The 15833-nt window shown below is 52.9% G+C and carries 15 protein-coding genes; 14 read left to right on the forward strand and 1 reads right to left on the reverse strand.

Features of this window, described 5'->3' with window-relative positions; all coding sequences use genetic code 11:
- Positions 1-48: 48 nt before the first annotated feature.
- Positions 49-708, reverse strand: coding sequence for a response regulator (locus AADEFJLK_RS03255; RefSeq protein WP_103973603.1), 660 nt, complete (start codon positions 706-708; stop codon positions 49-51).
- A gap of 373 nt (positions 709-1081) precedes the next feature.
- Here AADEFJLK_RS03255 and AADEFJLK_RS03260 point away from each other — a divergent pair, with 373 nt between their 5' ends.
- The 14 genes from AADEFJLK_RS03260 to AADEFJLK_RS23825 form a co-directional block, all read left to right on the forward strand.
- On the forward strand, positions 1082-2890 hold the full coding sequence (locus AADEFJLK_RS03260) for a methanol/ethanol family PQQ-dependent dehydrogenase (protein WP_103973277.1): 1809 nt from the start codon (positions 1082-1084) through the stop codon (positions 2888-2890).
- Positions 2891-2959: 69 nt separating this feature from the next.
- Positions 2960-3802: a methanol oxidation system protein MoxJ gene (gene moxJ / locus AADEFJLK_RS03265; protein WP_103973278.1), complete on the forward strand. Its 843-nt coding sequence runs from the start codon at positions 2960-2962 to the stop codon at positions 3800-3802.
- A gap of 15 nt (positions 3803-3817) precedes the next feature.
- Complete coding sequence (moxG, locus tag AADEFJLK_RS03270) at positions 3818-4294, forward strand: cytochrome c(L), periplasmic (RefSeq protein WP_088619693.1); 477 nt, start codon at positions 3818-3820, stop codon at positions 4292-4294.
- Between the two features lie 13 nt (positions 4295-4307).
- Positions 4308-4595, forward strand: a complete 288-nt coding sequence (locus AADEFJLK_RS03275; protein WP_103973279.1) for a methanol dehydrogenase [cytochrome c] subunit — start codon at positions 4308-4310, stop codon at positions 4593-4595.
- A gap of 234 nt (positions 4596-4829) precedes the next feature.
- Positions 4830-5846: an AAA family ATPase gene (locus AADEFJLK_RS03280; protein WP_103973280.1), complete on the forward strand. Its 1017-nt coding sequence runs from the start codon at positions 4830-4832 to the stop codon at positions 5844-5846.
- A 53-nt stretch (positions 5847-5899) separates the two neighbouring features.
- A complete protein-coding gene (locus AADEFJLK_RS03285; protein WP_088619696.1) occupies positions 5900-6502 on the forward strand; it encodes a hypothetical protein in 603 nt (200 codons plus the stop codon).
- A gap of 9 nt (positions 6503-6511) precedes the next feature.
- On the forward strand, positions 6512-7366 hold the full coding sequence (locus AADEFJLK_RS03290; protein WP_103973281.1) for a DUF58 domain-containing protein: 855 nt from the start codon (positions 6512-6514) through the stop codon (positions 7364-7366).
- The gene (locus tag AADEFJLK_RS03295) at positions 7363-8310 is read left to right on the forward strand and encodes a nonribosomal peptide synthetase MxaA (RefSeq protein WP_146054499.1); all 948 of its coding nucleotides are present in this window, start codon (positions 7363-7365) and stop codon (positions 8308-8310) included. Before AADEFJLK_RS03290 ends, AADEFJLK_RS03295 begins: the two co-directional genes overlap by 4 nt.
- Positions 8307-9287 (forward strand): vWA domain-containing protein, encoded by a 981-nt coding sequence (locus AADEFJLK_RS03300; protein ID WP_103973283.1) that lies wholly within the window; start codon positions 8307-8309, stop codon positions 9285-9287. Before AADEFJLK_RS03295 ends, AADEFJLK_RS03300 begins: the two co-directional genes overlap by 4 nt.
- Positions 9284-9844, forward strand: a complete 561-nt coding sequence (locus tag AADEFJLK_RS03305; protein ID WP_103973284.1) for an MxaK protein — start codon at positions 9284-9286, stop codon at positions 9842-9844. The genes AADEFJLK_RS03300 and AADEFJLK_RS03305 overlap by 4 nt, the downstream gene beginning before the upstream one ends.
- Before the next feature lie 64 nt (positions 9845-9908).
- On the forward strand, positions 9909-10868 hold the full coding sequence (locus AADEFJLK_RS03310; RefSeq protein ID WP_103973604.1) for a vWA domain-containing protein: 960 nt from the start codon (positions 9909-9911) through the stop codon (positions 10866-10868).
- A 225-nt stretch (positions 10869-11093) separates the two neighbouring features.
- Complete coding sequence (locus AADEFJLK_RS24330; RefSeq protein WP_170065022.1) at positions 11094-11234, forward strand: hypothetical protein; 141 nt, start codon at positions 11094-11096, stop codon at positions 11232-11234.
- On the forward strand, positions 11231-12814 hold the full coding sequence (locus tag AADEFJLK_RS03315; RefSeq protein WP_103973285.1) for a calcium-binding protein: 1584 nt from the start codon (positions 11231-11233) through the stop codon (positions 12812-12814). The genes AADEFJLK_RS24330 and AADEFJLK_RS03315 overlap by 4 nt, the downstream gene beginning before the upstream one ends.
- Positions 12815-13411: 597 nt before the next feature.
- Positions 13412-15833, forward strand: a 2422-nt coding sequence (locus AADEFJLK_RS23825) for a beta strand repeat-containing protein (RefSeq protein ID WP_282957350.1), incomplete at its 3' end; no start/stop codon positions are given.

Here is a 15833-nt window from a genome sequence, read left to right on the forward strand (position 1 = left end):
CCCGTCCATGCGCAACCACCGTCTGTTACGCGTGGACAGGCATTACCCTTACAAAACCTCCTGCGCCGTAATCAAGCCTTGCCGTGTCGCCAATAAGGTCAGCTCGGCAAGCGTTTCCACGCCCAATTTTTCCTTAATCGCCGTACCGTGGTTACACACGGTCTTATAACTCAAACACAGCTTTTCTGCCGCTTTGTGGGTGGTGTAACCATTGGCAAGCAAACAGAACACATCAAATTCCCTAGGCGAAAGCTGTTTGATACGTTCAGAACTGTCCAGCCCCGAAGTCATGGTAATCGCCAATTGCTGGGCAAGTTCGGAGTCGACAAATGTGCCGCCTAGGGCGATTTTACCGACAGCAGTCACCAGAATATCAGGGCTGCTGTTTTTGGTGATGTAACCTTTCGCGCCCGCCTGTAAGGCACGGGTAACATAAACCAATTCGTTATGGATGCTGAACACCAATATTTTCGCATGGTTATCCCGGTTAATCAGCCGCCGGATGGTTTCAAAGCCACCGATGCCGGGCATGGACAAATCCAAAACCACTAAATCCGGCTGATGTTGATTGTATAACTGACAAGCAGTTTCGCCACGGTCTGCCTCATACACTTGGCCGATATTTTCCGCTAAGGATAAATAGGTTTTATAGCCTGCCCGGACTACAGCATGATCATCCACCAATAACACACTAATTTTTGCCGACACCCTGCAACCCCACATAAGAAAACAATCCGCCTATCATGCCGACTTTTATCGGCGGCGGCTATGGGAGGATTTCCTTTTCTTCGTGCGGTAGCCAAGCCCAGGAGGGAGGCAAGCCGACAGTCACACTTAATGATTTGCTTTAACGGCATAACGGAATTTTTCCCACCAATTTTCCGTTCTTTTCCCCGTATTTTTACAGGCTTATTCCGTAACGGCAAGACACCTGCCTCCCGTATCATGCCCGTCCAGCATAGCCTGATGTCCGAACAACCCAACAACCCTCCGCTTTGATCAAGTAAGCCAATGGCTTTTGGGTTCTCCGGGCAGAAGGCTAGGCCTTATTGAATAACATAAATAATATTCTGGAGGAATTATGCAGATTTTGAAATTGGCGGTTCTGGTGGGGCGAACCGCATTGGCAACGGGGATTCTCGTGGCGTTAGCGCAACCCGCCCAAGCCAATAAGGAGCTGGACAAACTGTCACGGCAAAACACCAACTGGGTTATGCAGACGAAAGACTACAGCGCCACGCACTTTAGCGAACTCTATGACATCAATGTCACCAACGTCAAAAATCTGAAAGTGGCTTGGTCATTTTCGACAGGTGTCTTAAACGGCCATGAAGGCGGCCCTTTAGTCGTTAACGGCATCATGTATGTCCATACCCCTTACCCCAACAATATTTTTGCTATCGACCTCAACGAGCCGGACAAAATTTTATGGGAATACAAGCCGAAACAAAATCCGGCGGCACGGGCGGTCGCCTGCTGCGACGTGGTTAACCGCGGCCTGGCCTATGCGCCCGAAGGTAACGGCTATCCGGCGACTATTTTCCAAAACCAATTGGACGGGCATATCGTCGCCATTAACGCCAAAACCGGCGAAGTGCTTTGGAAAATGGAAAACTCCGATATTGCTATGGGCTCAACCCTAACCGCTGCCCCGTTTGTGGTGAAAGATAAAGTCATCGTCGGCAGTTCCGGCGCGGAACTGGGGGTACGCGGTTATGCGACCGCTTACAGCATTAAAGATGGTAAACAACAATGGCGGGTCTATGCTACCGGCCCTGACGAAGACATCAAACTGGCCAAAGATTTCAATAAAGCCAACCCCCATTACGGGCAATTCGGTTTAGGCCTAAAAACCTGGGAAGGCGATGCTTGGAAAATCGGCGGCGGCACCAACTGGGGTTGGTATGCGTTCGACCCTGACCTCGACATGCTCTATTACGGTTCCGGTAATCCTGCCCCATGGAACGAAACTATGCGCCCTGGCGATAACAAATGGACGATGACTATTTGGGGACGCGATGTCAACACAGGCGAAGCCAAGTTCGGCTACCAAAAAACCCCGCATGATGAATGGGATTATGCGGGAGTCAACTATATGGGCTTATCCGAACAAGTCGTCGATGGCAAAAAAACCAAATTACTGACCCATCCTGACCGCAACGGTTTGGTGTACACCTTAAACCGCGAAAACGGCGACTTGGTTAACGCCTTTAAAATTGACGACACCGTTAACTGGGTGAAAAAAGTCGATTTAAAGACCGGCTTACCCGTCCGTGACCCTGAATACTCAACCCACATGGATCATGAAGCCAAAGGCATTTGCCCATCGGCAATGGGCTACCACAACCAAGGCATCGAATCTTACGACCCCGCCAAGAAACTGTTCTTCATGGGTATCAACCATATCTGTATGGACTGGGAACCGTTTATGTTGCCCTACCGTGCCGGACAATTCTTTGTCGGCGCCACCTTAAACATGTACCCCGGCCCTAAAGGCACTTTAGGCCAAGTCAAAGCCATGAACTCGGTCACAGGCGAATTTGAATGGGAAGTGAAGGAAAAGTTTGCCGTATGGGGCGGTACAACCGCCACCGCTGGCGATCTGTTGTTCTACGGTACTTTAGACGGTTACATCAAAGCCTTAAATTCCAAAACAGGCGAAGAATTATGGAAATTCAAATTGCCGTCCGGCGTTATCGGCCACCCCATCACCTACCTGCATAACGGTAAGCAATATGTCGCCATTTACTACGGCGTAGGCGGTTGGCCCGGTGTCGGCCTGGTGTTTGACCTGAAAGACCCAACGGCGGGTTTAGGTGCGGTAGGTGCGTTTAAAGAGTTGGCGCATTACACGCAAATGGGCGGCGGGGTCATGGTGTTTTCACTATAACCGTTTAACGGCGTACCGTGGGCGGCTTGTTACTGGGCTGCCCCGATACCCATCAGAAGAGAACCCGAAATGCCATTTAACCTAAAAATCCCTGGCTTACTGTGCTGCCTAGGTTTAGCCATATCAGTCGCCCATGCAGAAGACAATACGCTAAAAGTCTGTGCGGCGGAAGATGAAATGCCTTACTCCAACCGTAAAGGCGAAGGCTTTGAGAACAAGCTGGCGCAATGGCTAGGTAGCGAGCTGCATAAAAAAGTGACGTTTGTCTATTGGACAGACCCGCGCTATTACCTGCGCGACACCCTCGACAAAGGTTTATGCGATGTCGTTATCGGTGTCGATACCGATGACCCGCGCGTAGCCACCACTGCCGCCTATTACCGCTCCGGCTATGTATTTATCGCCCGGCAAAGCGACCAATTAGATTTGTCTAATTGGCATAGCGAAGCCCTGACCAAAGCGCAACGCATCGCTTTTGTGCCGGGTTCGCCCGCCGAAACCATGTTGCGGGCGATTGGGCGTTATAACGACTTGTTCAATTATTCGCAAGAACTGGTCGGCTTCCGCTCCAAGCGCAACCAATACATTAAGTACGAAGCGGAAAAATTGGTCGACGAAGTGTCGTCAGGCCACGCCGAACTTGCCGTCTTGTGGGGGCCGTCCGCCGGACGTTATGTCAAAGCATCGGTAACGCCTTTGACCATGACGGTTATCCCCGACAACAACACCCGCGCCGACGGTGCCAAAGTACCCCACCATTACAGCACGTCAATGGCGGTACGCAAAGGCGATACCGCCTTACTGGCACAATTGGACGGATTGATCAAAACCCACCCACAGGACATCAAGCAATTGTTAATGGCAGAAGGCATCCCTTTACTGACCGAACAAGGCTTTGCCGTCGTTCCGTAACCCTATAGGACAACCATGACTTTCAAAAGAACCTGCTTGGCGGCATTCGTATTAGGCGCTCTGCTGCTGCCTACCGCCCAAGCCGATATTACCCTACACAACGCCATAACGGGCGAAGCGTTGGATTTGAGCTTCGCCAAAAAAGGCGGCAATACCGAAGCCTTCAAGCAATTTATGCAAGACGGCAAAAACCCTTACAACGGCAACCAAGACGCTGTAGCAAAAGGCAAAAGCCTGTATATGACCGGCTGTTCCGGTTGCCACGGCCACGAAGCCGAAGGCAAATTAGGCCCCGGCCTAGCGGATGATTACTGGACATATCCGCGCAACGCCACCGACCACGGCTTGTTCGAACTGCTGTTTGGCGGTGCGAACGGCATGATGGGGCCGCAATATGTCAATTTCAACACCGATGAAATGTTACAAATTATGGCCTTCATTCGCGACATTTATAACGGCGACCCCAAAAAGGCCAAATGGCTTAATAAATAACAAGGAGACAACCATGAAACACTTGCTTTTATCCGTGGCGATTCTGGCGGCAGCTAGCGTGCCCTTTTCGGCATCGGCTTATGACGGTACCAATTGTAAAGAACCGGGCGTTTGCTGGGAACCCAAACCCGGCTATCCCGATAAAGTCGCGGGCAGTAAATACGACCCAAAACACGATGTTAACGAACTGAACAAACAAGCGCAATCCGTTAAAGAAATGGAGGCGCGTAACCAAAAACGCCAACAGTATTTCAGCAAAAGCGGCAAATTTGTTTATGACGTAGACGAAATACCCCAGTGATTTGCTAATAACTTGCTAATGCGTTACCCGGCATAAAACCCCAGCCGTACCTTATGCCAATGCTTGAAACAATGCGCCAGCCAATTGCCAAATAACGTGAATTTAGCAACCGGGCGCGTTGTCCCGCCCATTATCGGTACGGGGTTTGCGATAACAGGCATCCATCCTTGGCTTTATGTTGACTAATATAACTCATACGCCGGAAAGTCTTCTTGCCGGCGTTTTTTTACCACTATGACAGATCATCTACTTAACGGCTGGCGCGACAAAGCGTTACAGTTTGAAGACCAGCTCGGAACCCTTGTCATCGGTCAGACCGACGCTATCCGCCATAGCATCCTAGCGGTGTTTGCGCGTGGGCATGTCCTGCTGGAAGGCAATGTCGGAGTGGGCAAAACCACCTTACTCAGGGCGTTGGCCCAAGGCTTAGGCGGTGCGTACCAACGGATCGAAGGCACTATAGATTTAATGCCCTCCGACCTGATTTACTACACTTATCTCGATAACAACGGCAAACCGCAAGTGGATGCCGGCCCATTATTGAAACAGGGCGAACAGTTAGCGACTTTCTTTTTTAACGAAATTAACCGCGCCCGTCCGCAAGTCCACGCCTTACTGTTACGCACCATGGCAGAGCGGAGCGTACAGGCCTTTAACCGGACGTATCACTTACCCCATTTGCTGGTGTTCGCCGACCGTAACCGTGTCGAAAAAGACGAAACCTTTGAGCTGCCCGCAGCGGCAAAAGATCGGTTTATGTTTGAGATCACCATCGACACACCGACGGACGACACCGTTCTACAAGACCTGATGTTTAACCCGCGTTACCACGACACCGACCGTTTATTGGCAACGCTGCCGAGCGGACAGTTGCAATTTGACGCACTCAACGGTATCGCCGAATTAATCCAAAGCCACATCCAAAGCACCGCCGCCCTCAAAGCCTACGCCCTAACCTTATGGAAAGCCTCGCACCGGCCCGCCGAATACGGCATCCGTATAGACGATGTGGACATGGCGGAATTGATCCACGCCGGTGCCAGCCCGCGCGGCATGGCTTATTTCATCCGTGCGGCCAAGGTTCGGGCTTGGCTGGCGGGGCGCGACAACCTGTTACCCGAAGACTTACGCGCGGTTTACCCCGCCACAATGGCACACCGTATCTTTTTCAACCCGATTTATGCCTACCGTAACGACACGCTTATGCCCGCTTTTATCAGCCACATCCTGCAACACATCGCCGCCCCGTGAGCATAGCTAGCATACGCCGCCACCAATCCCAATAGCCTTTATCATCCGTCTGTATGAACAACAAAATAGCCACCAGCACCGCCACCGCATTCGCCTTAAGCAGCTTAAGTTATGCAGGCTTAGGCTTATTTTTGACTCTTATTGCCGAAGGTTTGGATAACCGCGAACCCGAACCTTACGCTGCCTATTATGTCGGCGCCATCAATGAAGCCATCAGCCCGAAATTTTGGGATTTATTGGTTGTCACCAGCTTGTTACTGCTATGCCTGACCCTGCCCGCCATGTATCTGTCCAAACATAAGCCCGCGTGGTTAAAGCCCGCCCGCTATTTATGCCCAGCCACTTATCGGCTACTGAGCTTAACGTTTATTTTAGGCGCGACCGCTTGGGGCATTTTAGCGGCACAGCTTATCCTTAATCTGGCGGGCGGCCTCTATCCGCAAGCGTGGGGCAACCTGTTCTTAGGCTGTAGCGGTTGGCTAGTCTTATTGATATTGCCATTCCTCAATGCCGCCGTGTGGCTGGTAGGACAAGCCGTCACTCAAGTGGCTAATCCCTTGGCGGATAAATTATTTGCCCATTTAGGCCGTTATCGTTGGCCTGCTTACAGTGTGTTCACAGGCTTGGTCGTGCTGCTCATCGTCAACCAACAATAAGCGGCACAGATGAACCCACGGCCCCCTCAATTATTCCAATACCGCCTGTCTGTGCCTAGCCATCGGCTATTCCCTGGCGGGCATCGCGGCCTTCGCACCAATAACGGCCAATTGTTTAACCGCCATGAACCCTTAATGGCGCATCCCGACCCCAGACGCATTGATTTACGGGCAAGTGTGTTGGATGTGTCCGGCACTTACAAAGTGCGGGCCTATCGGCAACCTAGCGTCTTTGACGTAGTGGTGTTGGCGGATATGTCGGCCTCTATGGGCCAAACCGGCCAAACGCCCCAGCAAACCATCATGCTGGACGGCATCCGCTCCATCGCCCAATCGGCATTCAGTTACGGCGACCGCTTTAGCTTTATCGGCTGCGGGGCAAGCACGGAAAAGCCTTGGTTGCTGGGCAATTGCCGACATCTAGGCAGGCTGCAAGCCTTCGTCCGGCAATGGCAACAGCACCGTTTGACAGCAACCAGCCTGTGCTGGCAACCAGCCCTATCCCATTTACCCCTACAGCGTTCTTTAGTGTTTATCCTCTCTGACTTCCACTTTAACGCTGCCCAGCTAAAAACGCTATTGCAAGCCTTAGCCCGCCATGATGTCGTGCCATTGGTGTTATGGCAGGCTGAGGATTACCTTAACTTACCGAATTGGGGGCTGGTCAATTACCAAGATGCTGAAAGCGGCTCAATGCGGACACTGTTCATGCGCCCAGTCTTACGGCAAAAAATCCTCCAGGCTTTTGCGCAAAGGCGGCAGAACTTGCAACAGCTTTGCCGTAGTTACGGCAACGAGCCGTTATTTCTTACCGACAGTTTTAACCCCATGCAACTACAACGTTATTTTCTGAGCAAGGCATGATGATGCGCTTTAAAATCCGCAGCCAAAGCCTGCTCCAATCTTACCTACCCGCTAGGCTTACCGCCCGCCTATTGCTGCCGCTATGCTTAGCCACAGCCTGCACGGGTACAACACCGCCGCACAATGACGTTACCTTGCTAGCCCCGCGCCCGTTCGGCTATGTCATCGGCGACACCATCCGCCACCGCCTGATTATTGACACCCACAACGGTGTACAACTACAGCGTAACAGCCTGCCCAAACTAGGCCCTATTAACTATTGGCTGGACTTAACAGACCTGACAGTAAACGCCCAACCCCGCAACGGCGGCTTCCATTACGAAATTGACCTGCTCTACCAAGTCTTTTACGCCCCGCTGGAAGTCAAAATGTTAAGCATACCCAGCTTTAACCTGCCTTTAGCGCAAGGTAGCAATACCGCCACACAAACCGTTCCCGCTTGGCATTTCACCGTATCGCCGTTACGCGAATTGGCGGTCAGAAAAGATAATGGCGGCGACTATATGCGCCCGGATACACCCGCCCCGTTTCTCGACAACACCGTGCTGTTACAAGGCTTGTTACTGAGCACGCTGACCGTACTGGCTAGCGCCGCCTATTTGGCCTATCTCTACGGGTATGTGCCGGGCTTTCCAAAACGCTCCCTCTTCAAACAAACGGGCAAAAAACTGGTTAAATTAACGGACGCACAAATCGGCGAAGCCTTAAGCCTATTCCATCAGGCTTTAAACACCCTCAATGGCACACCCGTCTTTCAAGCAGGATTGACGGAATTTTACCGCCAGCATCCGCCTTATCGGCTAGCCGAAGAGCCGTTAGCAACGTTTTTCCAAATGTCAAACCAACATTTTTTTGCCGACGGCATCGCCAACCCCATCGGAGCCTTACATGCCTTACGGCAATTGTGTAACTTATGTTTAGCCATTGAACGGGGACAACGATGAGCTTGGCATTTACCACACCTTGGCTATTGGCAGGTTTAGGCTTAGCACTATTGCCCTTAACCAACCCTGGCATACGCCCCACTCCTTACGCGTGGCTGGAAATGTTGCCCGCCGACCCGCTCTCGGGCCTAATCGCCGCCGCCTTACGGTTATGCGCGGTGCTGGCATTGACAGCGTTAATCTTAGGCTTGGCAGGCCTGCACCGGACAGAGCAAAGCCGCGAGCGTATCGGTCACGGGGCCAATATCGTCCTGTTGCTAGACCGCAGCAACAGCATGGGCAACACCTTTGCGGGCAAAGCCCCGGACGGTTCCGAAGAATCCAAAGCGACGGCGGCGCGGCGCTTGCTCAGTGACTTCAGCCAACAACGCCCGCACGACTTATTCGGCATCGCCGCCTACAGCACTGCCCCGCTCTTTGTCTTACCGTTGACCGCCAATAAACCGGCGCTACAAGCGGCGATCAACGCCACGGCCACCCCTGCCCTAGCGTATACCCATGTCAGCAAAGGTCTGGCAATGGCCTTAGATTTTTTTGCTCAACCCAATCTGACGGGGTCGCGTATCGTGCTGTTGGTTTCGGACGGGGCGGCAGCCATAGACCCTGACAGCGAATTGCGCTTGCGCCAGTATTTCAAACAACAACAAATCCGGTTGTACTGGCTATTTTTGCGTACCGCCAACAGTCCGGGCATTTTCGACCTACCCCAAGAGGCGCGTGACGATAACGCTCAAGCCATGCCGGAACGCCATCTGCACTTGTTTTTTAGTAGCTTAGGCATCCCGTATCAGGCTTACCAAGCCGAAAATCCCGATGCCATGCGCCAAGCCATTGCCGACATTAACCGCCTGGAACACGCTCCCCTGCATTACCGCGAACGTATCCCCCAACAGGATTTGTCCGGCCTATGCTATCTCTGGGCAACAGGCTTGTTGGCCCTATTGTTATCCGCTAAATTTTGTGAGGCACAACGGTGATAAGACCCCTAACACATAAGCTCTTAATCGGCGTGCTGCTCATTAGCGGCGGGGTAATGGCGGCACAATTAGGCGCATTATTAAGTATCGCCCACAGCAATGGCCTGATTGCCGATTTCAATGCCGGACACACCAACAAACTGAGCGGCTTCGGCACTGCCGCCCCGGAAGTCCGTCTGGCACAAGCCGTATCTTGGCAAAAACAGCGGCGTTACGAAGAAGCCTTGGCCTGCCTGAACGGATTGCTTGATACCCCAGACCCGGCGTTGCAGGCCACGGTACGCTACAACCTCGGCAACCTGTATCTGGCTCAAGCCGTTGCCAAAACCGAAGCCGCCGCATTTAATGACGCAATCCCCTTAGCCAGTTTAGCGAAACAGGCTTACCGTCAGGCCTTAGCCTTAGATAGCCATTATTGGGATGCCAAATATAATCTGGAGGTCGCCATGCGTTTATTGCCGGAAATGGCGAGAATTAATAGCGAGGATGACCGCCCCTTTAACCAAACCTCACAGCTTTGGACGACTGTGCCAGGGTTCCCCAGAGGCTTACCGTAAAGCCGCTACCCACATTATGCCCGCCTTTTATCCGCACAATACCCTGTTAACCGATAAACCGCCCATGTTTTCAAGCAAAACTTATCAAGATTACCGCTTTTTCTGTCTCGCCTTCGCTGTGCTGGCCATGCTGGCCTTATGGGTACGGCCCACCCAAGACCAAGCACGCCCCGTCTATAACTACACCTTCATCATTGACATTACCCGGAGCATGAACGCCACCGATTATAAAATCGGCGACCAACCCGTCAGCCGCTTGCAGTATGTGCAATACAGCCTGCGCGGCCTATTGGCAAAACTACCCTGCCAGTCGAAAATTGGCTTAGGGCTGTTTACCGAACGCAGGGCAACGTTATTGTTTGAGCCTATCGAAGTCTGCCAAGGCTTTAATGAAATCGACACGGCACTAGCCAAAGTGGATTGGCGCATGGCTTGGGCCGCCGACAGCCGTATCGCCAGCGGCTTGCTCAACAGCCTGACCCTGCTGCAACAGCGTGACACTAATCTAGTATTTATGACCGATGGCCAAGAAGCCCCACCCGTCAACCCACGCTACCGTAGCGACTTTTCCGCCCTGAAAGGCAAAGTGCCGGGCATGATTGTCGGGGTCGGCGGCCTGCAAGCCGTGCCTATCCCAAAGTTTAACACACGGGGCGAACCGGATGGTTTCTACCGCGCCGATGATGTCCCCCAGCGTTCGACATTTGGCGAAGCGGATCTGAATCCTGAAAAAATCCCCGGTTATAACGCCCGCAACGCCCCGTTCGGCGACGCAACCGCCGTTGGCAACGAACACCTGTCCGCCTTACAAGAAAGCTACCTCCAAGACTTAAGCTTGGCAACCGGGCTATCTTACCAGCGTTTAACCAGTGCGGACGCGTGGGCGGATGCCCTGCAAAGCCCGACTTTCGCCAAGCAACAAAGGCTTCACGTCGATGTGCGCTGGCAAGCGGCAAGTGTGGCTTTATTCTGCTGCCTGCTAGTGTATGTGCCGCTTGGCAAGATGCGGTTAAAAGCCGTTTAGTAGCCAGTTTATAAAGCCCCCCATCATCTTACCGTAATAAATCTACCCTTCTTATAGCCCGCTCCATAACAGCGCCGTTAATTTATAGCTATTTAACTGTGTTAGCCAACACACGGAATATCCCTAAAAAAAGCGGATACTGGGCAAACGATTTATAGCGCTTGTATGGGTCATGTATTCACAAGCAACGCGCTATACGCGTTAAATCCTTATTAGGAGAGAAAAATGACTGTTACTACCTTCAATACCCTACCGCAAGCTTATAGGGCTGACAGCAATCCCAAACGTGCGCCAGTTACCCCACTATCTGTTGTTTTATCCACACCAATAAAGAACAATAACTTAGGACAGGAAAAATCATTATGAGCACTTATACACTGACTAACAACTCGGACAATTTTGTTGGCAAATTGGCCGATGACGCGTTTAAGGGAACTTATAATGATGGCGGTACCGGCACTTGGAGCGTCCTTGACAACCTCAATGGCGGCGCGGGTTTTGATTCCCTAAGCATAACCCCGTTAGGCGTTGCCGCGATTACTATTGATGATGGCTATTGGAGCCATGTCAGCAATATCGAAAAAGTGCTGATCGGCAGCACCGGCCCCGGGGCGCAAACGTTAACCACGGGCGCATTTTTTGAAACCGCCTTTGCGGTTGCAGGGCTTACCTTAAAGACGAATTCGGATGCAGGCGCGATTTCGGTGAATATGGGTTCGTTTACCGGAGATACTTCGCTCACCGTCATTTCTACGGCGGGCGCACAGGCTATTATCATGGGTACGGGCACTAATACAGTGATTGCGGATTCTTCGGGCGGGGCGCAAACCATTACCAGCAACAGCACCAACGCTATCACCGTGGCGGCAAAATCTATGGCGGGAGTGCAAACCATTTTAACGGCGGATGGTGCGGATGTGATAACGGCTACCACCACAGCGGCCACCAACACCATCAGTACGGGTGCTGGAGACGATACTGTCCATATCTTAGCCGCAGCTACGGGTGGCTATATCATTAACGCGGGTACAGGTGATGATTTAATCAGTGGTGGCGGCGGGAATGACTCAATAGACGGAAGCGATGGCAATGATAAGCTGAACGGTGGTACGGGAAATGACATACTGGTCGGCGGTCTTGGCACAGATGTCCTGAACGGCGGTACAGGCGCTGATACACTGACAGGCGGTGATGGTTCCGACCTCTACGTTATCGACAACGCCAGTGACATCATCATCGAAACTAATGCCGATGCCAGCGTGGGTGGTATTGACCGGGTGTATAGTTATTTGAACGCTTACACGCTGGCCACCAATCTGGAAAATGGCATACTGCTGTCCACGGGTGCAGCTGACCTGACGGGCAACGGTCTTGACAATAGGCTGTTTGCGGGTGCAGGTGACAATGTCCTTGATGGTGGCCTAGGTACCGACACCGTTTTTTATCTTTACGCCGCCAGTGCCGTTAGTGTCAGTTTAGCGGTGGCGGGTAGCCAAAACACCCTGGGGTCCGGCTCGGACACCCTCATCGGCATTGAAAACCTGACGGGCAGCAACTATAACGACATGCTGACGGGCGATGCGGGAGCCAATATATTGGTTGGGCGTGCGGGGTTTGATACCCTGACGGGCGGTGGCGGCAATGATATTTTTGGCTTCAACGCCTTATCCGATATGGGTACGCTCAGCGGTGCAACTGATGTCATCACCGATTTCGTGAGCGGCCAAGACAAAATCGACCTATCCACCTTAGATGCCAATACCGCCACGGTCGCCAATAATGCTTTCTCCGGTTTTATCGACAATACGGCCAGCTTCACGGCAGCCGGCCAGCTGATGTTTTTGGACGGTGTGTTATACGGCAACACCAATGCCGACAGCTCGGCAGAGTTCGCCATCCAATTGACCGGGGTAACCACATTGGCTACTGGCGACATCCTATTATAACGGCTTTTTGGTAAACCTTATTCAGCCCAAAGCCTATAGCCTTGACCAGCATTCGTCCCGAAATACCTTTTTTCGTGGCGAATGCACTCCATCCCCCCTAAAATCCATTAGCCTTTAGGTTTATTAGGCTTATCCAATACCCAAGCCTTTTATTACGGGCTTCTGGACATCTCCTAGCGTCCAAACAGTAAATCTTTACCTCTCCTTATTATAGATGCCGAAGCTGACCACGCGACATAATAAACGCATAACGTAAGAACGCGCTTTGATTGGTAGCGGGGCTATGTAGCTTAATTAGCTTCGGCCTCTATATGTTGGCTAACGCACAGAACACCTCTGGAAAAAAGCGGATACTGGACAAACGATTTATAGCGTTTGTATGAGTCATGATGTATTCACGGGCAACATGCTATATGCGTTAAAACCTCATCAGGAGAGCACAATGGGCATGACTATGACTACCCGCACCGTAGGACAACAGGCTTATATGGCTTGTATCAGTAGCAAAGACAATTTTGCATGTATAAGAATGGCCTATCCGCTATCGGTTTTTACGTCCACAGTGGCGACGGACAATAACTTAGGAGCAAAATTAGTATGACTACTTATACACTGACTAACAATGTGGACAATTTTGTCGGCGGGCTTGGCGATGACACTTTTGTAGGGACTTATAATGATGGGGCGACCGGCACTTGGGGTATTCTCGATTCCCTTGATGGCGGCGCGGGTTTTGACACCTTAAGCGTAACGCCTATTGGCACTGCCGCGATCACTCCCAATGACAGTTATTGGAGCCATATCAGCCATATTGAAAAAGTGGTGATCAACACCACCGGCCCCGGGGCGCAAACATTGACCACAGGGGCTTTTTTTGAAGCCGCTTTTGCGGGAGGAGTTGCCTTAGATACAAGCTCAGGTGCTGGTGCAATTACGGTGGACATGAGTTCGTTTACCGGAGCCGCCACACTCACCACCACCTCCACGGGCGGGGCGCAGGCTATTGTTATGGGTATGGGCCCTGCCACAGTAATGGCAACCTCCGATGCCGGCGCCTTGACTATCAGCGGTGTAGGCCTGACTTCGGTACAAGCCACTACCACAGGGGCGGGGGCGCAGACGATAGGGGATAGCAGCGGCGGTGGCGCGCAACTGGTCATGGTGACGGCGGCGGACATTGGCGGAGCGCAGACCATTACCAGCACCAGTACCAATGCGGTCACGGTGACTGCCACCTCAACGGCGGGGGTACAGACTATTTCAACGGGTGCGGGTGCGGATGTTATAAACGCCGCAACCACCGCTGCCATCAACACCATATCCACAGGAGCAGGTAACGATACCGTTAACATTTCGGCGACGGCTACAGGTGGCTATACCATCAATGCGGGTATAGGTGATGACTTCGTAAACGGTGGGGCGGGGAATGACGCTATCAATGGGGGCGACGGCAATGATAAGCTGCGTGGCGGCGCAGGTAATGACACGCTGACGGGCGGTTTGGGTGATGATACCCTGAACGGTGGGGCTGGTGCCGATACCATGACAGGCGGTGACGGCTCTGACAACTACAATATTGATAATGCTGGTGATATCGTTATCGAAACTAACGCCAACATCGGCACCGGAGGTGTAGACATAGCCAACAGTTCCATTAGTGCTTATACCTTAACCGCCAATGTGGAGACGGGGCGGGTGTTGTCGGCGGGGGCAGCCAATATGACCGGTAATGGTCTTGCTAACCTGCTTTATGCGGGCGCGGGCGACAATGTCCTTGACGGCGGCTTGGGCGTTGACACCGCCTCTTACCTTTACGCCGCCAGTGCCGTCACGGTCAGTTTGGCGGTGGCGGGCAGCCAAAACACCCTGGGGTCTGGCTCGGACACCCTTATCGGCATCGAAAACCTCAATGGCGGCAACTATAACGACACGCTGACGGGCAACGCGGGGGCTAATGTCCTAAATGGCGATGCCGGTGCCGACACCATGGCAGGCGGTGACGGTGCCGACGCTTATTATGCCGACAATATCGGGGATGTGGTCACGGAAACCAACGCCGCCAGCACAGGCGGCATTGACACCGTGTACAGCAGCCTTAACGCCTATACCCTAACCGCCAATGTGGAAACGGGGCGGGTGCTGTCGGCGGGGGCGGCCAATATGACGGGCAATAGCCTTGCTAACCTGCTCTATGCGGGTGCGGGCGACAATGTCCTTGACGGCGGCTTGGGCGTTGACACCGTCTCTTACCTTTACGCCGCCAGTGCCGTCACGGTCAGTTTGGCGGCGGCGGGCAGCCAAAACACCCTGGGTTCCGGCTCGGACACCCTCATCAGCATTGAGAAATTGAATGGCAGCAACTATAACGACACGCTGACGGGCAACGCGGGGGCTAATGCCCTGAGCGGTGGGCTCGGTGCGGACACTCTGGTGGGCGGCGACGGCTCTGACAGCTATACTGTCGATAACGCCGGTGACGTGGTCACAGAAACCAACGCCGCCAACGCGGGCGGCATCGACACTGTGAACAGTAGCCTTAACGCCTATACCCTAACCGCCAATGTCGAGACGGGGCGGGTGCTGTCGGCAGGGACGGCTAACCTGACAGGTAATAACCTTGATAACCTGCTTTATGCGGGCGCGGGCGACAATGTCCTTGACGGCAGCCTGGGCGTTGACACCGCCTCTTACCTTTACGCCGCCAGTGCCGTCACGGTCAGTTTGGCGGTGGCGGGCAGCCAAAATACCCTAGGAGCCGGCTCGGATACCCTTATCGGCATCGAAAACCTCAACGGCGGTAACTATAACGACACGCTGACGGGCAACGCGGGGGCTAATGTCCTAAATGGCGATGCCGGTGCCGACACCATGGCAGGGGGTGACGGTGCCGATGCTTATTATGTCGACAATATCGGGGATGTGGTCACGGAAACCAACGCCGCCAGCACAGGCGGCATTGACACCGTGTACAGCAGCCTTAACGCCTATACCCTAACCGCCAATGTGGAAACGGGGCGGG

This window comes from Methylovulum psychrotolerans, from assembly GCF_002923755.1.
Taxonomy (GTDB): Bacteria; Pseudomonadota; Gammaproteobacteria; order Methylococcales; family Methylomonadaceae; genus Methylovulum; species Methylovulum psychrotolerans.

Excerpts from the sequence above, each read along its gene's own strand:
- AADEFJLK_RS03260 (WP_103973277.1), top strand. The coding sequence starts at position 1,082 with ATGCAGATTTTGAAATTGGCGGTTCTGGTGGGGCGAACCGCATTGGCA.
- moxJ (WP_103973278.1), top strand. The coding sequence starts at position 2,960 with ATGCCATTTAACCTAAAAATCCCTGGCTTACTGTGCTGCCTAGGTTTA.
- moxG (WP_088619693.1), top strand. The coding sequence starts at position 3,818 with ATGACTTTCAAAAGAACCTGCTTGGCGGCATTCGTATTAGGCGCTCTG.
- AADEFJLK_RS03275 (WP_103973279.1), top strand. The coding sequence starts at position 4,308 with ATGAAACACTTGCTTTTATCCGTGGCGATTCTGGCGGCAGCTAGCGTG.
- AADEFJLK_RS03280 (WP_103973280.1), top strand. The coding sequence starts at position 4,830 with ATGACAGATCATCTACTTAACGGCTGGCGCGACAAAGCGTTACAGTTT.
- AADEFJLK_RS03285 (WP_088619696.1), top strand. The coding sequence starts at position 5,900 with ATGAACAACAAAATAGCCACCAGCACCGCCACCGCATTCGCCTTAAGC.
- AADEFJLK_RS03290 (WP_103973281.1), top strand. The coding sequence starts at position 6,512 with ATGAACCCACGGCCCCCTCAATTATTCCAATACCGCCTGTCTGTGCCT.
- AADEFJLK_RS03295 (WP_146054499.1), top strand. The coding sequence starts at position 7,363 with ATGATGATGCGCTTTAAAATCCGCAGCCAAAGCCTGCTCCAATCTTAC.
- AADEFJLK_RS03300 (WP_103973283.1), top strand. The coding sequence starts at position 8,307 with ATGAGCTTGGCATTTACCACACCTTGGCTATTGGCAGGTTTAGGCTTA.
- AADEFJLK_RS03310 (WP_103973604.1), top strand. The coding sequence starts at position 9,909 with ATGTTTTCAAGCAAAACTTATCAAGATTACCGCTTTTTCTGTCTCGCC.
- AADEFJLK_RS24330 (WP_170065022.1), top strand. The coding sequence starts at position 11,094 with ATGACTGTTACTACCTTCAATACCCTACCGCAAGCTTATAGGGCTGAC.
- AADEFJLK_RS03315 (WP_103973285.1), top strand. The coding sequence starts at position 11,231 with ATGAGCACTTATACACTGACTAACAACTCGGACAATTTTGTTGGCAAA.